Annotated in this window: 15 protein-coding genes; 6 read left to right on the forward strand and 9 right to left on the reverse strand. The window is 72.0% G+C overall.

Features of this window, described 5'->3' with window-relative positions; all coding sequences use genetic code 11:
- Nucleotides 1-21 precede the first annotated feature (21 nt).
- Nucleotides 22-681: an MmyB family transcriptional regulator gene (locus tag IO36_RS09900; RefSeq protein WP_037618190.1), complete on the reverse strand. Its 660-nt coding sequence runs from the start codon at nucleotides 679-681 to the stop codon at nucleotides 22-24.
- Nucleotides 682-950: 269 nt separating this feature from the next.
- Here IO36_RS09900 and IO36_RS09905 point away from each other — a divergent pair, with 269 nt between their 5' ends.
- Genes IO36_RS09905 through IO36_RS09915 form a run of 3 tightly spaced genes read left to right on the forward strand, consistent with a single transcriptional unit; the run spans nucleotide 951 to nucleotide 3,413 of the window.
- A complete protein-coding gene (locus IO36_RS09905; RefSeq protein WP_037618192.1) occupies nucleotides 951-1,607 on the forward strand; it encodes a helix-turn-helix domain-containing protein in 657 nt (218 codons plus the stop codon).
- A 32-nt stretch (nucleotides 1,608-1,639) separates the two neighbouring features.
- The gene (locus IO36_RS09910) at nucleotides 1,640-2,170 is read left to right on the forward strand and encodes a hypothetical protein (RefSeq protein ID WP_037618200.1); all 531 of its coding nucleotides are present in this window, start codon (nucleotides 1,640-1,642) and stop codon (nucleotides 2,168-2,170) included.
- A gap of 13 nt (nucleotides 2,171-2,183) precedes the next feature.
- Nucleotides 2,184-3,413 carry an MAB_1171c family putative transporter gene (locus IO36_RS09915; protein ID WP_037618202.1) on the forward strand — a complete coding sequence of 410 codons (1,230 nt, stop codon included), beginning with the start codon at nucleotides 2,184-2,186 and terminating at the stop codon, nucleotides 3,411-3,413.
- Nucleotides 3,414-3,441: 28 nt separating this feature from the next.
- Here the strand turns inward: IO36_RS09915 and IO36_RS09920 are convergent, their stop codons facing one another.
- Nucleotides 3,442-4,482, reverse strand: coding sequence for an alpha/beta fold hydrolase (locus IO36_RS09920; RefSeq protein ID WP_078943085.1), 1,041 nt, complete (start codon nucleotides 4,480-4,482; stop codon nucleotides 3,442-3,444).
- Nucleotides 4,483-4,735: 253 nt separating this feature from the next.
- Between IO36_RS09920 and IO36_RS09925 the strand changes: the two genes are divergently transcribed.
- Entirely contained in the window at nucleotides 4,736-4,972 is a 237-nt protein-coding gene (locus IO36_RS09925; RefSeq protein WP_037618206.1) for a hypothetical protein, read from the forward strand.
- A gap of 169 nt (nucleotides 4,973-5,141) precedes the next feature.
- Here the strand turns inward: IO36_RS09925 and IO36_RS09930 are convergent, their stop codons facing one another.
- Both IO36_RS09930 and IO36_RS09935 read right to left on the reverse strand, forming a co-directional pair.
- Nucleotides 5,142-5,852, reverse strand: a complete 711-nt coding sequence (locus tag IO36_RS09930; protein WP_037618208.1) for a 4'-phosphopantetheinyl transferase family protein — start codon at nucleotides 5,850-5,852, stop codon at nucleotides 5,142-5,144.
- A complete protein-coding gene (locus tag IO36_RS09935; RefSeq protein WP_037618210.1) occupies nucleotides 5,800-6,708 on the reverse strand; it encodes a metallophosphoesterase family protein in 909 nt (302 codons plus the stop codon). The genes IO36_RS09930 and IO36_RS09935 overlap by 53 nt, the downstream gene beginning before the upstream one ends.
- Before the next feature lie 250 nt (nucleotides 6,709-6,958).
- Between IO36_RS09935 and IO36_RS09940 the strand changes: the two genes are divergently transcribed.
- On the forward strand, nucleotides 6,959-8,146 hold the full coding sequence (locus IO36_RS09940; protein ID WP_037618212.1) for an ATP-grasp domain-containing protein: 1,188 nt from the start codon (nucleotides 6,959-6,961) through the stop codon (nucleotides 8,144-8,146).
- A 74-nt stretch (nucleotides 8,147-8,220) separates the two neighbouring features.
- Here the strand turns inward: IO36_RS09940 and IO36_RS09945 are convergent, their stop codons facing one another.
- Together IO36_RS09945 and IO36_RS09950 are read right to left on the reverse strand one after the other, a co-directional pair.
- Nucleotides 8,221-11,169 carry a M48 family metalloprotease gene (locus IO36_RS09945; protein WP_037618213.1) on the reverse strand — a complete coding sequence of 983 codons (2,949 nt, stop codon included), beginning with the start codon at nucleotides 11,167-11,169 and terminating at the stop codon, nucleotides 8,221-8,223.
- Nucleotides 11,166-11,723, reverse strand: coding sequence for a hypothetical protein (locus IO36_RS09950; RefSeq protein ID WP_158997276.1), 558 nt, complete (start codon nucleotides 11,721-11,723; stop codon nucleotides 11,166-11,168). Before IO36_RS09950 ends, IO36_RS09945 begins: the two co-directional genes overlap by 4 nt.
- A gap of 423 nt (nucleotides 11,724-12,146) precedes the next feature.
- Here IO36_RS09950 and IO36_RS09955 point away from each other — a divergent pair, with 423 nt between their 5' ends.
- Nucleotides 12,147-13,832: a carbohydrate binding domain-containing protein gene (locus IO36_RS09955; RefSeq protein ID WP_245173180.1), complete on the forward strand. Its 1,686-nt coding sequence runs from the start codon at nucleotides 12,147-12,149 to the stop codon at nucleotides 13,830-13,832.
- A 130-nt stretch (nucleotides 13,833-13,962) separates the two neighbouring features.
- Here the strand turns inward: IO36_RS09955 and IO36_RS09960 are convergent, their stop codons facing one another.
- From IO36_RS09960 to IO36_RS09970, 3 genes are read right to left on the reverse strand one after another with little or no spacing between them, the layout of a single operon-like run.
- Nucleotides 13,963-16,719 carry a bifunctional YncE family protein/alkaline phosphatase family protein gene (locus IO36_RS09960; protein WP_037618220.1) on the reverse strand — a complete coding sequence of 919 codons (2,757 nt, stop codon included), beginning with the start codon at nucleotides 16,717-16,719 and terminating at the stop codon, nucleotides 13,963-13,965.
- Nucleotides 16,720-16,723: 4 nt separating this feature from the next.
- Nucleotides 16,724-18,109, reverse strand: a complete 1,386-nt coding sequence (locus IO36_RS09965) for an ABC transporter permease (RefSeq protein ID WP_037618223.1) — start codon at nucleotides 18,107-18,109, stop codon at nucleotides 16,724-16,726.
- Entirely contained in the window at nucleotides 18,106-19,047 is a 942-nt protein-coding gene (locus IO36_RS09970) for an ABC transporter ATP-binding protein (protein ID WP_037618225.1), read from the reverse strand. Before IO36_RS09970 ends, IO36_RS09965 begins: the two co-directional genes overlap by 4 nt.
- Nucleotides 19,048-19,225: the final 178 nt, after the last annotated feature.

Raw genomic sequence — 19,225 nt, forward strand, 5'->3', positions numbered from 1 at the left:
GACGGCCCGGGTCGACGCGCGTCACACGGCGCGAAGCTCCGCCGCTCCGTTGCGCGTCCTGCGTGCCCGGTGCGGTCCGCCCGGCGTCGTCCGGGCCGCCTCGCGCAGCACCAGTGTCATCCGTGAATAGCCCATGTCCTTCAAGGACTTGGGGGTCTCGTCCACGATCCGGCAGTCCGTGCGGCCCCAGCTGGGATCGGGGTGGAGCAACGGGCGCACGGCACCGTCGTGTTCCACCCCGCTCGGTCCGACCGCCTCGATCCAGAGCGGCAGACCGTGCCGGTAGGCGGCGTCCATGATCGGGTCCTGGGCGATGTCCCGGCGGATCGCCTGGAGTCCGCGGTCCTGGCCGTTGCGCTCCACCGCCGCGGCGAAGTGCGCGAGCATCGGCAGGCACCAGCGCGACTCGTGCTCACCGAGGACCGAACCGGCGTCCGGGTGGAACAGGACGAACCGCAGGAAGTTGTCGCCGGGCATGGCGGTCGGGTGCGTGCCGACGCCGTCGAAAAGTGTCTCGAACGCGGCGTTGGACAGGACGACGTCCCAGCGGTGGTCGAACACCACGGAGGGGAAGGGGACGGCCTCGAGCAGCATGGCGTAGTCCCGGAGGTACGCCTGTGCTTCGGGACTGTCGGGGACAGGTCGCGGCTGGGACCGCTGCCTTCCTGCCTGGTACGCCATCGGGAGGTCACCCCTCTTGCCTCTGCGGCCTTCACGCGGCGCCCCGATCCTGCTGCCCCGAGGACTGGCGTGTCAACTATCGTGGCATTTGGCGGCCGTTGACGGCTGATTCTCGCCACAGTTGTGGCGAGACCTGGATGTGAGTTCGAGCGACGGGTTACGCTCCGGTTGGTCCCCGGTCTTGCCGCCGGGATGGTTCCTGACCCTCGTGTCCACATGGTTCCCGAACTTCGTGAGAGCCACCTGAGAGAGACGTAGGAGATCTGTCGGTGACGGATGGCTACGAGGTTCCGTGCGCCACGGCGACGGTTCTGCTGCAGGCCGTCGTGGCCAGGGTCACCGCACTCGCCGACCGGCTCGGCGTGCCGAACGCCGAGGTCTTCGACGTCCGGCGGCTGTCGACCGAGTCCGGTGTCCCCGAACCGGTGGTGAAGGCCCTGCTGAGCGGCCGCCCCGCGGGTGAACCCGACCTGCAGGCACGCTTCCTGCAACGCCTGGACCTGCTGCGCCGCACCCGGCTCAAGCCCAACGGACGCCGCTACACGCAGCAGGAGATCGCGGACGGCGCCGGCATGTCCCGCCAGCAGGCGGGCGCCCTGATCAACGGCGACCGGCGCCCCACCATGGAGCACTGCGACGCCATCCAGCGCTTCTTCCGGGTGCACGCCGGATTCCTCACGGCCGAGGACTCCGAGGCGCTCGTCGGGGCCCTCCAGCGGTCCGAGCAGGAACTCCTGCAGCGGCTCGCCGACCGCGAGCGCGCCGCCGCCTCGGCCGCCCACGATCCGCTCGACCGGCTGCTCCTCGACCACGGGGTCCGCGGGATCGCCTGGCGGGCCGCGCAGTTGCCCACCGACCAGCACCGGGACAAGGTCGCGGAATGGCTGGACATGCTCCTGGAGAGCGTCAAACGGCCCGAGTCGTGAGCCGGGGGAGATCAGTGGGCATCGGAAGGGAAATGCGCCGCCTGTGCGGCGAACTGGTCTCGGAGCTCTCGCTCCCGGCACCTGCGGCACCCGACGACCTCTACACCGCGCTGTGCGGCGCGATGAGCAGGCGCCGTGGCCGTCCCGTCCAGTTCCGTACGGCCGCCTTCCCGCCCGGAACCGCCAGCGGTCTGTGGCTCGACATGGCCGAACAGGACCTGGTCGTCATCGAGGAACGCACCGCGCCCGACCACCAGTTGGTGATTCTCGGTCACGAACTGTGGCACATGAAGGCCGGGCACTGCAGCCATCACGTCGACGGCACGGCCGTCGCGGCACGCTTACTCGGCGACGGGGCGGACCTCCAGGCCACCGTCCTGAAAGTGGCGGCGCGCACCCGCTTCGACCTCGCCGACGAGCAGGAGGCCGAGAGCTTCGGTCTGCTGCTCGCCAGCAAATGCCGTACCTGGCTGGCCGGTTCCTCCCTGCGCGGCCCGGTGCAGCGGCACGGTCTGGCCGGCCGCATCGAGGCCTCCCTGGGCTGTCGCGGGCCGCGGGGCTGAAGGTCCCGCGGCCATGGACGGATCCAGCTACTACATCCCGGCCGTCGCCATGGGCGCGGCCATCGCGTTCAAGGGCCCCTCGCTGCTGCGCGGCTGGCGCGACCCGCTGCTGCGTTCCGTCGGGGTCCTCCTCGCACTCGCCGGGCTGGTGTTCCTCTTCGCGGCCCCGCCGACCATCGCCGCGGTCAACGACCTCACCGGGATACCCAACGTCTCGGCCCCGCTCGTCTACTGCCTGCTGAGCGCCTACAGCGCCTCGTGTCTGGTGCTGATCATCAACTGGCGCGGCGGACCGCCCGAGGTGACCCGGCGGCTCTCCCGGCGCTGGACCCTCGGATACACCGTGGTCGGCGTGGCGCTGATCGTCCTGTTCTGCCTCGGGGACGCCTCCGAGGAACGGCTGCGCGACCTCGACACGTACTACGCGAACACCCCCTTCATCCGCGAGATGATCGTCCTGTACCTCGGGTCGCTCACCGTCGCCGGTGTCGCGATGAACGTCATGTGCTGGCGCTGGGCGGTCCAGGTGCGCGGGCGGCTGCGGGCCGGACTGGTGATCATCGCCTTCGGGTCGCTCTGCAACATCCCTTACTCCGCGGCCAAGTTCACCGCCGTGGTGGCTCGCTGGAACCATACGGACCTGGACGGGCTCAGCACCAACGTGGCCCCGCTGCTCGCCTCGGCCGGGGCCCAGATCACCGCCGTCGGCTTCTGCCTCCCGCTCGCCTGGCGGCGCGTCGAGGACAGCTGGAACACCTGGTCGACCTATCGCCGGCTGGGACCGCTCTGGCGCGAACTGAAGCCGGTGTCCGTGCCGGAGGACCGCGCGGTGCGGATGTCCTGGTGGTCGCCCGCCGAACTCCAGGTCACCCAGCGGGAGTCGGACATCCACGACGGCATGCTGAGCCTCTACCCCTACTTCGACTCCGAGGTGCGCTCACGCGCGTACGGGGCCGCCGTGGCCGCGGGTTCCTCCGCCGCCGAGGCCAGCGCCGAGGCCGACGCCGCGATGGTGACGGTCGCCGTCCGGGCCAGGGCCGCCGACCCGGAGGGCCGGGTCATCGACTCGGCGGAGACGGCCGGCGCACCGGCCACGGCCGGATCGGGCTTCGCGTACACCGACGGGCAGCGCGACCTGGTGCGCATGTCCATCGCGCTGCGCCGTTCGCCCGTCGTGGCGGCGGCCCGGGTCGGCCGTTCACCGGCCGGACCGGGCCACGGCGCCCGGGAACGCGCGCGCTGACCCCGGCGGCGGCCCCGTGCGGGATGCCTCAGGTCGCGCTCCGCTCGCTCGCCTCGCGCAGTTCCCGCTCGACCGCGCGGCTGTGGACGGTGTCCGGCCGGCCCGCCGCCGTGCCCGGACGACCGGCCCGCAGCAGCTGCCGCCAGGTCTCCCGGCTCCAGTCGGCCGCACCGGTGGTGGAGGTGAACTCCTGCACCAGGGCGAGGAAACGCGCCGGATCGCTGTGGAAGGGGAAGTGACCCGCCCCCTCGAAGATCTCCAGCCGACTGCCCGGCATCGCCTCGTGAGCGCCGTGGGCGTGCCGCACCGGCACCACGCCGTCCCGGTCGCCCCAGAGCAGCATGGTGGGCATGCCCTCGGTGAGATAGCAGCGGTCGAGCATGGTGACCGCCTGGCCGCGCCAGTCGACGACCCCCCGCAGGGTGCGGATGAACGCGCTGCGCGAGGTCGCGTCGGGCAGTGCGTCCACGAGGTTCAGCAACTCCGGCGCGTCCCGCGCCAGATCGGCGTCGACCAGACGCATCAGCCGCAGGAACAGGCCCACGTGGAGGCTCATCCCCGGCAGGCGCAGCGCGGACAGCAGCAGGTGGGCGCCCGGCAGCGACACGGCCCGCAGCGCGGGGGTGACCTCGCCGCCGACCCCGCCCGCGCTGACCAGGATCAGCCGCTCGGTCCGTTCGGGGAACTGGTAGGCGAACTGCATCGCCACTCCCCCGCCCAGCGAGTGCCCGACCAGGGTGGCGGACTCGATGTCGAGCGTGGCCAGCAGGTCGCGCACTCCGTTGGCGTACGCGGCCACCGAGTAGTCGGCGCGGGGCTTGTCCGAGTCGCCGTGGCCCAGCAGGTCGGGCGCGATCACCGTATGGGTGCGGGCGAGGTCCGGGATCAGCTCCGCCCAGGTCGCGGAGGAGTCCCCGATACCGTGGATCAGGACGAGCGCGGGGCCCTCCCCCGCCATGCGGTAGGCGCGCCGGTACCCGTGCACGACACGGTGGCGCAGGCGCAGTTCTCCGTCTCCCACCGAACGCAGCCGCGGGGTGCGCCGCTGGCGAGGCTGTGCGTCGACCACGGGCCGACCTCCCGTTCCCAGGCCGCCGCGAAGACGGCTCCCGAGCCGCCGTGAGGGCGGCCGCGGGGCCGTCCGACAGGCGGCCCCGGCTCTCCCTTCCAGCCTAGGGCCCTTGTTCCACCTGGGGTTTCCGTGAGGTTTCGCCTCCGCTAAGCGGGCGAACCTCCGTGGCCCGAAACCGGATTGTCAGTGGCGGGCGGCAAGCTGGGGTCAGGACCAGTGTCACGACCAGCCGACCGGAAAGAGCGCTCCGATGCCGACCGCCGTACTGACCGACCGTGAACGCGCCGCCGTGCAGGCCTACCTCCGCCTCCTCCAGACCGTACGAGCGGCGTTCGACGGTCCCCCGGACGGGGGCCGACCACCCGTGGTCCCGCCGGCCGTCATCGCCGAGACGGAGCGGGCCCTGAAGGCGGCGGGTCTCACGGGCAACGAGGACGCGTTCTTCGAACTGCTGCACTCCTGGTGCCCGGAGCCGGACCGGCCGTGAGCGAAGCCGCGGGGCGACGCCCGCGACTTCACCACGACCGCCGGGAGGGCGCTCGTGCCGCCCTCGCCGGGACGACGTTCCGCCACCTCGCCGGGACGGCGCTCCTGCCACCTCGCCGGGACGGCGCTCGTGCACCGTCGCCGGGACGGTGCACGCGGCTCCCGCCCGGTCAGGCCGCGGGCTGCGCGGCCGGGTGCCGGTCCACCGTGATCGCCGTGGCGAGCAGCTCGTGCCGGACGGTCCAGCGGCCCGTGAAGCTCTGAACGGTGACGCCGTCCACCACGGGCCCCGGGACCAGGAGCCGGGCGTGCAGGCCGCCGGTGGGAGCCCCGCCCGAGGGGACGGGATCGAGGGTGATGTCGATGTCCGCCTCGGAGAAGTCGAGCCACTTGCCGGTCAGCGGGAACCACGCCTTGTAGACCGACTCCTTGGCGCTGAACAGCAGCCGGTCCCAGTGCACGGCCGGCATCCGGGCGCCGAGGAGCTCCAGACGGGCCGACTCACCGGGCAGGGCGACGGCCTCCAGGACGTCGTCGGGGAGCCTCAGATGGGGTTCGGCGTCGATGCCGAGGGAGGCGAGTTCTCCGGCGCGGGCGAGCGCGGCGGCGGCGTAGCCCTCGCAGTGCGTCATGCTGCCGATGACACCGGCGGGCCACCGCGGGGCTCCGCGTTCGCCCGGCAGTACCGGTCCCGGGGTCACCCCCAGCTTGTCCATGGCTTGTCGGGCGCAGACGCGCACGGAGGCGAACTCGCGGCGCCGCTTGCCCACGGCGCGGCTGAGGACCGCCAGTTCCTCGGGGTACAGACTCGCGTCCCCGGCCCCGTCGTCACCGTGGCTCTCCACGGCCACCACCGACTCCGGAAGCAGCTCCTCCATCACCGGCTTCGACCTCCATCGGCAGGATGCGGCGCAATGTGCCCGGCGGTCCCGGACGCTTGCGCCATTCTCGCGGATAGCCCACCGACACCTCCTCGAACCGGACACCCTCGTGCCAGGTGGTCCGGGGGATGTGCAGATGCCCGTAGACCATCGTCTCGACGCGGAACCTGCGGTGCCAGTCGGCGGTCGCCGCGGTGCCGCACCACATGGCGAACTCGGGGTGCCACAGGACGTCCATCGGGTGGCGGTCCAGCGGGTAGTGGTTCACCGGGATGACCGGCAGGCCCTCGGGAACCTCGGCGAGTCTGCGCTCGGTCTCGGCCACCCGGGCCCGGCACCAGGCCTCGCGGCTCGGATACGGATCGGGGTGCAGCAGGTGCTCGTCCGTGCACACGATGCCGGTGCCGTGGGCGTAGGCCAGCCCCTCCTCCTTGGTGGCACAGCCCTGCGGCAGGAAGGTGTAGTCGTAGAGCAGGAAGAGCGGCGCGATCACGGCGGGGCCGCCCGGACCCTCCCACACGGGGTAGGGGTCCTCGGGCGTCAGGACGCCCAACTCCCGGCACAGGGAGACCAGATGCTCGTAGCGGGCGACACCGCGCAGCTGGACCGGGTCCTTGGGATGGGTCCACAGTTCGTGGTTGCCCGGCACCCAGACGACCTTCTCGAAGCGGTCGCGGAGCGTCTCGAGGGCCCACCGGACGTCGTCGACGGTCTCGGAGACGTCCCCGGCGACCAGGAGCCAGTCCCGGTCCGTCTCGGGGCGCATGTTCTCGACCAGGGCGCGGTTCTCGGCGTAACCGATGTGCAGGTCGCTGATGGCCAGCAGGTTTCCGGCACCGCTGTCTGTCGGCCGCACACGCCACCCCCGTAGAAAGCCGGTACCGACACAACAACACACGCCCCCGCCGCCGTACAAGCGCGCCTCGGCGGACGGGACGTGAATCCGTAACATCCCCGTAGCAGCATCGGGGTCCCGCGAGCCTTATGATCGCCCCGACACCACCGCTCGAATCTGCTCTGGCGTGCGACGGCTCGGTGTACCTCCCCTACCCCTGGCCGGGCCCGGCCCGCTCCGCCGTGCCCGCGAACCGTGAATGGTGGCTTGCATGGGCTCCCGCGTACGCGTCTGGCTCAACCGCACGTACGCGGAGAACGTGTTCTTCATGGATCAGCTGCGGAACAACCCGCAGCACCGCGCGGTCGAGATCCACGCCACCCACGGCGACGCCGACTCCCCTGTGCTGGCGGCCGCCGACACCGCCGAGATGGAGCCCGAGGGCCTGTCGCCGCGCGGGTACGTCGAGTACGCGCTCGACCTGTGCGCACGCCGTTCCGTCGACGTGTTCGTGCCGGTCCTGCACCAGGACGCGATCGTGGCGCAGCGCGCCGAGTTCGCGGCGCTCGGGACGGCGCTGCTGGCGCCGCCGGCCGAGGCGGTCGCCGTCTTCCACGACAAGGCGGTCGCCTACCAGGCCGTGGAGGCCGTGGGCATCCCGGTTCCGCCGTGGTACCGGGTGCGCACGGTCGAGGAACTGCTGGTCGCCGTCGAGGAGTTGGAGGCCGCGGGACAGCGTGCCTGCTTCAAGCCGGCGGCGGGCGCGGGCGGTGTGGGCTTCCGGGTGATCACCCGGGCGCCCTTCTCCCTGATGCACCTGAACGGCTTCCCGAGCGCGTACGTGCCGCTGGATCTGGTGGTGGAGGCGCTGCGCACGGCGGCGGAGCCCGTCGACTGGCTGGTCATGCCGCACCTCGGACAGCCGGAGGTGTCGGTGGACTGCCTCACCGGGCCCGACGGCCGGGTGCGCATGGCCATCGGCCGCACCAAGAACGGGCGGCGGCGCGGATTCACCCTCGACGAGAAGTGGATCGCTCCCGCCCGGCTGCTCGCCGAGGCGTTCGGTCTGCAGTACCTGTCCAACATCCAGTTCCGTATGTACGGCGACGAGCCGGTGCTGATGGACGTGAACACGCGTCCGGCGGGCGGGCTGCACCAGATCGCCCAGTGCGGCGTCAACGCCCCTTGGGCGGCTGTGCGGTTGGCGCTCGGCGAGGAGACCGGCGAGGTGGTTCCGCCGTTCCTCGGACCGGACTACACGGTGGTCGCGGGACCGCGTCCGGTGCGCGCGGTGACGCTCCCGGCGCAGCGCACCGAGCCGGGGGTGCCCATCCTGCCCGCGCTGCCCGCGCAGGCCACGGAGCACGGGTCCGCGCAGTCCGCGCCCACCGACGCCGCCGCCGCGTCCGTGCCGGCCCAGGCCGGCGCGCCCGCCACCGCGGCGATCGCCCCGGCCTAGAACCTGTCGTCGAACGGGCCACCGACCACGGCCCGTGAGTACCTCAGCCGGCCGAGATCATTTGACGACGCACCCTAGGGCAGCCGGGTGAGGGTCATTTCGTACGACGAGCCGGTCGCCGACGACGGGGGCGACAGGCGTACGGCCCTTTCCGTGCAGGTGTAGTGATCGGGGGTGAAGCCCGCCGTGAGTTCCTGGCGGACGAGGTAGGTGCCGCCCAGGCGGACGGTGAGTTCACCAGGCCTGCGCACGGTCTCGCCGTAGTAGCCGATCACGCCGTCGGCGGTGAGGAAGTGGACGCTGACGCTGCCGGTCGCGTGAAGAACCACCGGGCGGCCGTTGAGCGTCGCCGCCTCCGAGAAGTTCTCACCATGGTCGACGACCAGGGTGCCGTCGGGCCGGAACGTCCACGTGCCGCCCCCGCCCGTCAGCCACAGCGGGCTCCCCTCGACACGCAGGCGTTGCCTCGCCGCGGATACGCGCCAGGTTCCGAGCAGGCAGGGGTCGTTCTTCCGGTCGGACGAAGCCGAGGCGCCCCGGCCGTTCAGCGGCGGGGGCGAGGCCGCCACGGGGGTGGCCCGCCAGACGGGGTAGTCGTCCGGGATTCCCGCTGCCGCGCCCGCGAGGAGAAGCACGGCCGGCAGCCCCAGCGCCGGTGCCAGGAGCACGGAGCGGCGCCGGGGAGTGTCCACGTGAGCGGTCTCCGCCATACTGCCCGGCCGTCGTCGACGCGATCCGGACAGCGCCGCCACCGCTGCGCCGAGCAGCCCGGCGGGCACCGCCGCGACCACTCCCCAGGCGACGACCTCGTGCAGATGGACGGCCGTGTCGGCGTCGGGCAGAAACGCCCGGGGGCCGCAGACGCCCGCAGCGAGGTCGGTGACGGCGACGCACCGGGACGTTCCCCGGCTGACGTAGAAGCCCAGAGTGCCGAGGACCGCGGTGACGGTCACGGCCAGCGGTACCAGCACGGGGCGCTGCCTGCGGCAGACGAGGACGGTCCCCGCGGCCGCGGCCGCCTGGAACAGGGCGGCAACCGCGAGGTACGTCTGCGCGTGCACGACGGGGAAGGACAGGGCCTCGGAGACGGCCGACGGCCCGGAGGCCCTGCGGACCTCCGGTGGCAGCGCACCCCGCGCGGCGTAGGGCAGGGCGATTCCGGCCACGACCGCCGCGAGACCTGCGGCCGCGCCGACCGCCAGGGCCCGTCCGACGCCCTGGGACGGAGCGAGGAACCCACGCCGTCGGCCCGCCGACATCAGGGGGACCGCCCAGACGAGGACGAGCCCGGTCGGAAGGAGGGGAGTGGCGCGGGCGAAAGCCAGCGGTAGGTAAAAGGCAGCGTCGGCGAGCCGGCCGGTGAGAGCGGCGTACCAGCCGATCGTCCGACCGACGGCCGGCACGGCGTGCAGGGGGCTCGTGGTGAGTGTGGACGGGTCCCACGCACGGGCGTGCCACAGGGCCAGGAGCGGTCCCCAGACGACCGCGGCGGTGACGACGAGCGTGCCGGTGCGCGGCCCTCGTGCCGCGCCGGGTCCCGTCGGCGTCCGCCGACGCCGCACCGACCGTACCCACAGCGCGAGTTGGACCAGAAGCGCCAGGTTGACGATCCCGAACACGGCATATTGTCCGAGGGTCGGTGCCATCACCGTCACATCGGCCGCCACCAGTGAAAACGCCCGGCTGCCCACCACACCGGCAGTCAGCGCAGCAGGCAGGAGGAGGACATCGCGTGCCGCGTTCGACCGACGCGACGGGTTCGACGCGTTCGGTGCGGAGGCCAGCGCCACGGCCAGGACGACGCCGTAGGGCAGCGCCAGTAGTGTCAGTCCGACGGTGGCGAAGCGCTCCGTGGCGTTCCCCGTCAGCAAGGAGAGGTTGTCGAGGGCCAGCCCGGCGAGGAGGCCGAGGCCGGCCGTCTCCCACACCCCGGTGCGCAGCCGTTGCGCGGGGTCGGTCATCGCCTCCAGCCTGCGCTCGGGACTGGGATGGGTTCCGATCCGCGCCACCCGGCGCAGCCACGCGGCCGGCAGCCACCGCCACGCCGTGCGCACGGGCGGCCACGGCAGGCCGGAGACCACCCGGGGGAGGGCGCTCCGGTCGGCGTCCCAGGTGTGCGCGAGCGCGTCGGCGTGCAGTTCGCGCGTGCGCAGGATCGTGTTCCTGGCGAGGTAGGCGGTCGCACTGAGCACCGCCAACGCGACCATCCGGTACGCCGGTTTCTCCCCGGGATACAGCGACAGCAGCACGCAGGGCGCGAGTGCCGTCGCGACGAACGACCGCCAGAGCGCGATGGTCAGATAGGTGCGCCCGACGTCGCGATGGTGATGGTGGGCCAGTTCATGCCTGACGACGGCGCGGAAGCCGGCAAGGTCCAGGTCGTAGCGGATCAGCAGCCCCACGTCGAGACAGACCCGGGGGCGCCCCGGCAGGCCGTACGCCCGGCCCCCCGCCGTGGTGGCGTAGGGGTCGACCAGCCAGAGCGGAGAGCGGGAGAGTCCGGCCCTGTCGGCCAGCGCGTCCAGTTCCTTCAGTACGTCGGCGTTCTCGTCCCCGCTCAGCCGGACCTTCCCGGACCACCGCGGCAGCCGGAGACGCCCGGCCGGTCGCCGACCGGTCCGTGGCCACCAGGGATGGAGTGCGTACAGAAGGAGGGCCACGGCCACCTCCGCCGCGATCCCGGCCGCGATCCATCCGATCTCGTGCCGGATGTACGGCCGTTCGCAGGCGTTGGCCATCGCCGTCCGCGTGTTCGCACGGTCGAGCGCATCCGTGATCCAGGCGGTCGCCGGATCGATGCGGGCGAGGCAGGGGCTGACCTGACGCTGCGACAGACGTTCGGCGGACGGCAGCGCGGCCCACACCACACTGAACGCCACCACACTGGACGCCAGCACCGCGGCGACCAGGACGGCGAACCGCAGGTCGGTCCTGGCCCGCAGCGACGGCCCGGTCACGTCGTCGGGAGCGGGCGGGGGCGGGCCGGGATCGATGCCGGTGGCGGTTCCGGTGCCTGCGGTCACCGCGGAGTCTCTTCGGCCAGCCCGTCGCCCACCACCGCCGAGGCCATGAGCTCCGCTCGGTCCCGTGGCATGCCGCCATGGCGCATCAGGGTGTGCAGCACGATCCGCCGTACCTCGCGCCACTGTTCGGGGTCGAGCCGCACCGCCTCGGCCGGTTCGCCCGCCGGGCCGGCGGCGCGCGTTGCCGCCTCCTCGTCGGCGGAGGGGGCGGCGGGCGAGCGGGCGAACATCCTACGGACCAGACCCCGTGAGGCGCCGACCGCCTTGTCGCCCAGATACGCCCCCACGGCGGTCGCCGCGGCCAGCAACACGGGCGTCAGCAATTCCTGGGCGCCCGGCATGCCGAACCCCAGCGGCCCGTCCCCGCCCGGCCCGGTGCCGGGCGCGAGCGCCCGCTCCGGATCAGTGAAGTAGGCCATGCACAGCATGTCGAACGCCCGGCGTTCGGCGGCGACCTGTTCCGGTGCCACGGCCGCGGCCCGGTCCAGCATTCCCCGTGCGGCTTCCGCCACGTCCGCCGTTGCCGTGTCGTACACATGACGCGACGCCTTCACGCCACCCCCTGACCAGAGTCACCGTGAGACCTCGCAGACGTTCCTGACACGGGCAGCCCGAAGGTCTCCTACGGTGCTCGACGCTAAATGCGGTGCGACAAAGAGCCATGAATATCGGTAAATCGGTAATCCTGTGCACCGGGGTGATGTATGCGACCGCGGGATCAGGGCAGGGCCGGCGCGCATCGTCGGGCGCCGAGCCGCCAGACGTCCGCAGCCGGGGCGAGGTCGAGAGCGGTGCGGGCCAGGGCGGCGAAGGTGGACAGAGACGCTCCGGCGGGCACCCCACGAGCCGTGGCCCCTTTACCGGTCTGGACCAATTCCCGCGCAGTGTCTTGACAGCGGGATTGGTCCATACCAACTTGGTTGCGCACCTCTCAGCACTCCCGAACACCCCCATATCTCCAGGGAGATCGCGTGCGCATGACCATGCTCAGACGTTCAAGACATCGTCTCCTCGCCCTGCTGGGCACGGCCGCGCTGGCCCTCGCCGGCGCGGTCGCCCTGCCGGGCACGGCCCAGGCGGCCAACATCCTCACCAATCCCGGCTTCGAGACCGGGGGCCTCTCCCCCTGGTCCTGTTCCGGCAACCTGGGCTCGATCGTCTCCAGCCCCGTGCACGGAGGCTCCAAAGCCCTTGCGGGGGCGGCGAGTTCGAGTGACAACGCGCAGTGCACCCAGACCGTCTCGGTCCAGCCGAACACCACGTACAGCCTCTCCGGCTGGGTGCGCGGCAGTTACGTCTACCTCGGCGTGGACGGCGGTGCCTCGACCTGGACGACGTCCCCGTCGGCGTACAGCCAGCTCACCGTGTCCTTCACGACCGGCGCCTCGCAGACCAGCGCCAAGATCTACGTCCACGGCTGGTACGCGCAGGGCACCTACTACGCCGACGACATCAGCCTCGACGGTCCCGGCGGCGGGGGCGGGGGCGGCGACACCCAGGCGCCGACCGCGCCCACGAACCTGAAGTCCACCGGCAAGACGTCCTCCAGCGTGTCCCTTTCGTGGAGCGCGTCGAGCGACAACGTCGGCGTCACCGCGTACGACATCTACAGCGGCTCGAACAACGTGCTCAGCGTGTCCGGCACGAGTGCCACGGTCAGCGGACTGTCCTCGAGCACCGCGTACTCGTTCACGGTCAAGGCGCGGGACGCGGCCGGGAACCGCTCGGCGGCCTCCAACGCCGTGAGCGTCACCACGGACGCGGGCGGCGGGGGCGGCACCGGCTTCAAGCAGGCCGCTCCCTATCTGTACGAGGGCTGGGGCGACCCCCCGAACCCGACCACGGTGATGAGCGCGACCGGGATCAAGTGGTTCACGATGGCGTTCGTGCTCGACTCCGGCGGCTGCACCCCGGCCTGGGACGGCAGCAGGGCGCTGACCGGCGGCGTCGACCAGACGGCCATCAACCAGATCAGGTCCGCGGGCGGTGACATCGTCCCGTCGTTCGGCGGCTGGCAGGGCAGCAAGCTCGGCGCCAACTGCTCCTCGGCGAGCGCGCTCGCCGGTGCGCTGCAGAAGGTGATCGACGCCTACGGCCTCAAGGCGATCGACATGGACATCGAGAACACCGACGAGTTCGAGAACGAGGCCGTCCAGGCCAAGATCCTGACCGCGCTGAAGACCGTCAAGGCCAACAACCCCGGCCTCAAGACGATCGTCACCTTCGGCACCTCGACGACGGGCCCGACCTACTACGGCAACCGGCTCATCGAGCAGGCTCAGTCCCTGAACGCCAACATCGACGTCTTCACCATCATGCCGTTCGACTTCGGCGGCGGCTCCGACATGTACGGCAACACCGTCAACGCCACCGAGGGACTGAAGACCAAGCTGAAGTCCACGTTCGGCTGGGACGACGCCACGGCCTACTCCCACATCGGCATCTCCGGCATGAACGGACTGTCCGACCAGCAGGAGAACACCACCCCGGCGATCTGGACCTCGATCCGTGACTGGGCCAACTCCCATCACATCGCCCGGCTCGCCTACTGGTCGGTCAACCGCGACCGCTCCTGCCCCGGGGGCGGCGTGGTGAGCAACTGCTCCGGCATCAGCCAGAGCACCTGGCAGTTCACGTCGATCACGGCCGGCTTCACGGGCTGACGAACGGCGGGATCGGAGAACGCGACGGGCCGCCCGGAGACTCCCGGGCGGCCCGTCGCGTCGTGCTCGTGGGCCGCCCGCCGACACCCGACGGCCCTGGGGCGCCGGGTGCCGGCGGCCCAGAGGGGCGTCAGCCGTCGGACTCCGACCCCGGCAGATAGGCACCGGGCACGTCCTCGGGCGCGTAGACCGTGTGCTCACCGGGGTACGGCTTGGTCCACCCGTGCGTCTGGTACCAGGTGAAGTGGTTCATCTGCGCGGGGTTGGCGAAGTCGGGAACGGCGTTCGGCCCGGTCAGCCGCTGGTGCGTCCTCCAGGTGTCCCACTTCGCCGCGAGGGCCTTCTTGTCCGCCGGCACCTTCGCCGACGGCACCGGCGCGGCCGCCGGGTCCTGCGGCGCCGGGGTGTCCAGGCCGCAGGAGGGGGCGGTCTTGAGGCCGTCGGTCAGCGAGGTCCGGTTGGGCAGTGCCGTGAACGGGGTGAGGTCCGGCTTCCCGGTGAACGCGGCGCGCATGGGCGTGGCCGCGCTGTCCTTCTGGTTCATGGGGTGCATGCCGAGGATCTGCTCGATGGTGCGGATCAGCGTGATCTGCGAGTAGTAGTGGCTGTCGACGAGGCCGTGGCGGGCCCAGGGGCTGATGATCTGGATCGGGGCCCGGTGGCCGTCGACGTGGTCGAGACCGGCCTGGGAGTCGTCCTCGACGACGAAGACCGCCGAGTCCTTCCAGTACGTGCTGTGCGAGATCTCGTCGACGATCCTGCCGGTCGCGAGGTCGTTGTCCGCCACCTGCGCGGCCGCGTTCGCCGGACCGCCGGTGTGGTCGCTGGAGAGCCAGAACATGTTCAGGTTCGCGGGACCGTTCTTCTCGAAGTCGCGCTTCCAGATCTCCTCCCGGTAGATGTCCGGGACGCTGGTGTCGAACTTCGCGAAGCCGTGCACCGAGACGTCGTTGAGCGAGGGGATCGGCGAGGAGGAGTTCAGCGTGTACGCGGTGTCCTGTCCCGTCGACCTCATGTTCCTGGCGTCGCAGTACAGGTTCTGCCAGCTGGCGTCGGCCGGTTTGGTGAGGAACTGCTGGAACTCCCCGTAGTCCCGGGCGGAGTTGCCCGCCGCCTGCGCTCCGGTCCACAGGAAGCCGGTCCGCTGGTGGCCGAGGGCGTCGTCCTCGGTGTCGTAACTGCGGCCGTACTCACCGGCGGAGGACTCGGTGTACTCCGGATCGTCCGCCTGCATCAGCCAGTTGTGCCCCTCGGCCGAGTTGGTGCCGATGTCGTACGTGTTGTCGTACAGCCCGAACTGCCTGGCCAGGGCATGCTGGTTGGGGGTGACGTTCTCGCCGAACTGGGCCAGCGACGGGTCGCCGTTGCCCTCGGGGACGTCGCCGAAGACCTGGTCGTAGGTGCGGTTCTCCTTGACGATCAGGAAGACGTGCTTGATCGTCGACGGGTCGCCGAGGCGCACCGGGACGGGCACCGGCTTCGCGTGGCTCTTCCCCTTGGCCCGCGCCACCGACCCGGCGGTCCAGCCGTTCTGCCGGAAGACCTTGGCCGTCTCGGCCCGGATGACGCTGTCGTCGGGCAGCGTGAACCGCTGAACGCTGGACGTCGTGTCGTGGGTGGCGTGCCCGGCGGCGGTGGTGATCCGGCGGGCGTCGACACCACGGGTGTTGGAGACGACGACCTCGTCGCCGACGGTGGCGATCTCCGCGGGAAAGTAGTCCGTCGGGAGCAGTCCGACGTAGCGGACCGGGTCCTGCGGGGACCGGTAGCGGTACACGGCCACCGCGTTGGCGCGGCCGAGCGTGACCAGCAGCCGGCCGTCGTCGGTGAGCGTCACCGCGTCGGGCTCGTAGCCCACCGACGCCTCCGGCCACGGCTGGGTCGCGATGGTCTGGACGACCTTGTTCCGGGTGGTGTCGATCACCGACACGTCGTTGGTGGCGGTGTTGGTGACGAACAGCGCCCTGCCCTTGGCGTACAGGGCGGTCGGATGCAGTCCGACGGGGATGCTCGTGACGGCGGCCGACGGGTCCGACGGGTCGATGACACTGACGGTGCCGGTGGTCGTGGCGGCCGTGACGGGGTCGGCCGGGACCTGGGTGTCGTACGAGTTGATGGTGGTGTCGCCGGGCCGCGCCGGGCGTCCGCCCTCGTTGCTGACGTAGAGTCTGCCGCCCGCCTCGGCCAGGTCGCGCGGGGCGTTGCCCACGTTCCAGCTCTGCCGGACGGTCCCGGTGGCGGCGTCGATGGCGACCACCCGGTTCTGCCCGTTGACCGCGGAGTAGACGGTGGAGCCGTCGGGCGAGAACACCGCGGCGCCCACGAGCGCGTGCTTGGTGCCGTCGGCGGCGATCGGGACGGACACCGGGTCGGTGACACTGCCGTCGGCGGTCACGGTGAAGCGGGTGTAGCCGTCGGTCTGGCCGAGCCAGAGCTGTGAGCCGTCGGGCGAGTACGTAGGGCCTTCCTGGCCCACGCTGTTGCCGCCGATGCGCGGGACGGAGGACGCGGAGCTGCCGACGAGCTGCTGCACCTTCCAGCTCTTGAGGTCGACGATCGCGAGGGCGCTGCCGCCGTCGGTGACCGAGGCCGCGACGTGGGTGCCGTCGGGGCTGACCGAGGACGACATGATCTTGCCGTTCTGGAGGACGAGCCGGTCGCCGTACGGGGCGATGTACTGGTCGCTGGAGACGACCTGGCCGCGGTCGGTGACCTGGCCGACCTGGTCGCTGCCGAACTGGCCGGTCCCGGCGAACGCGGCCCCGGTGGCGACGAGGGCGAGCACGGCGGTGCCCGCCGTCAGCAGAGGTATCCGTCGTCCGGCGTGTCTGCCGAGAGGACTCGACCGGCCCTGGCCGGCGTTCCGTCGGCGACGCGTTACCTGCATGGAGTCATCCCTTCGAGGTGGCGAGCAGGTCGACGTCTCCGTCGAACTGCCACAGCGGGTTCGGTGCGTCCCCGGCCGGGGTGCGGACCAGGAAGTAGCCGTTCACCTCCTTCGGTCCGTCGCCGTCGGCCATGAATCGGCCGTCCGGGCCGATGTCGAGCTGGTAGACGGCCGTCCCCACGGCGTCCACGCCCGGGAGGTGCCAGGAGACGACACAGCGCCAGTCGTTGCCCGGCCCCTCGGCCGCGACCCTGACGCTGCCCTTGTCGCAGTCCGCGGTGACCCTCAACTGCGCCTCCGTGACGGCGGGGCGGCCCAGCTGGCGGGTCTGGAGCCGGTAGAGGTGGGCGAACGCCGTCGCGGCCGCGCGCTGCACCTTGTCCTGTTCGATCCCGGAGCCGGTGGCCCCGGTGGTGGCGCCGACGGCCACGGCCGTCGCGGCGGCGAGGGCGACGAGCGGCAGGACGCCCGCGGTGACCGCGCCGCGGCCCGGCCCGTCGTGGGCGGTGTCGGTGAAGTCCCGCCGCATGAACAGCAGATAGGCCGAGACGGTCGCGGTCAGCGCCCACAGCAGGCCGGCCGCGATGCCGATGAGGAGCGGGCCGAGCTGCACGGGGCTGGTGAACAGCCCGTTCCAGGCGATGAAGGCGTACCCGGGCAGGGCGAGCCGCACGGCCACGGGCACCGGCATCATCTGCGCGAGCTGCATCCCGAGCGCGACGATCGCCGGCAGCAGCAGACCCATCGGGGAGCGTCCGAGCGTGACGGAACCGAGCAGTCCCACGGCCGCCAGGGCCAGGGTCGGGGCGAGGACGCAGACCCAGGCGAGCAGCACCCCGCCGGCCGCCTCCGCCGGGGTCAGCGAGTGACCGTCCAGGCCGACGAGGGGCTGGTCGCCGATCGCGAGGACCCCGCCCGCGGTACTGGAGGCGACGAGTCCGGCCACGAGCAGCAGCAGGACGGTGAGCCCGGCCAGTGCCTTGGCGGCGAACACGCGGCGCGGCGAGCGGACGGCGACGAGCAGATGGCGCCAGGTGCCGAGCCGGTCCTCGGAGGCGAACACGTCACCGGCGACGACCGAGGTCAGCAACGGGAGCGCCCAGGTGCCCGCGAAGCTGAGCACGACCAGCGGTCCCGCCCACCCGGTGGCGTGCATCCAGCGTCCAAAGAGGGTGTCGACGGGAAGCGTGCTCTGCTGCCCGACCGCGGCGACGAACAGTCCCGGCGCGGTCCAGCAGGCGAGGACCAGCAGGCGGATCCGCCATTGCGAGACGAGCTTGACCAGCTCGAAGCGGTAGACACGGGTGACCGGGACGACGGGGGCCGCGGCGGTTTCCTCGTCCGGCCCGGATTCCTCGAGACCGGTGTCCTCGGCCGTCGTCGCGGTCATCCGCCGGTCTCCTTCTGCTCGGTGAGGGCGAGGAACGCGGCTTCGAGGGGGGACACGACGGGGGCGAGTTCACGCAGGGCGACGCCCGCGCCGACCAGCCGCACGACGAGTTCGTCGACGGCGGGCACGTGCGCCCGTACGACGAGCGCGGCGTCGTCGTGCCGTGGCGCGGCCCCGTCGACGACCCGGACCCCGGCCGTGCCGAGGGCCAGCGCGCGGGCGGCCTCCGGGTCGGAGGTGATCAGCCGGTAGTCGAGTTCGCCGTTCTCGGCGGCCAGCTTGGGCGGCGGGCCGGAGAAGGCGACCCGTCCGGTCGCGAGGACGGTGACCTCGGAGCACAGGGCCTGGAGGTCGTCCATGCGGTGGCTGGAGAGGACGACGGCCGTGCCGTTCGCGGCGAGCCGGCCGAGAACGCCGTGCACCTGGCGTTTGCCCGCGGGGTCGAGGCCGTTGGACGGCTCGTCGAGGACGAGCAGCCGGGGTTCGGTGAGCAGGGCGGCGGCGAGACCGAGGCGCTGGCGCATGCCGAGGGAGTAGCCGCGGGCCGGGTCGTCGGCGACGTCGGTGAGCCCGACCTCGTGGAGCACGTCGTCGACGCCGGCCTCGCGGGCGCTGCGGCCGCCGAGCGCCGCCAGGGCGGCGAGGTTCTGCCGGGCGGTCAGGGAGGGGTAGAGGCCGGGTCCGTCGACGAAACCGGCCACTCCGGCCGGGGCGGTGAGGGCCCGGCCGATCGGGACGCCGAGGATGTCCAGGCGGCCCTCGTCGGCGACGGCCAGGCCCAGCAGCAGACCGAGCAGGGTCGTCTTGCCGGCGCCGTTCGGACCGACGAGGCCGTGGATCCGGCCCCGTGCCACCTCCAGATCGACGCCGTCGAGTGCCACGACGTCCCCGAAGCACTTCGTGATCCCGCGAGCCCGGACGGCGAGAGGTCTGTCCATGAGTCCCTTTCTTCGAAGCACTGGGCACTCGAAGCACTCAGGGACCTTAGGGACGGTACACAACGCGGGCACGGACGGCCGGTTGAACACGCAGGGAACGGATCGTCAAGGCGTCGGCAAGTCCGGGGCGCAAAGCGGGCGGCACCGGGAGGGACCCGGGCAGCGGCCATGCGCGCCG

The sequence above is a fragment of the Streptomyces aureus genome, assembly GCF_000725495.1.
GTDB lineage: Bacteria > Actinomycetota > Actinomycetes > Streptomycetales > Streptomycetaceae > Streptomyces > Streptomyces aureus_B.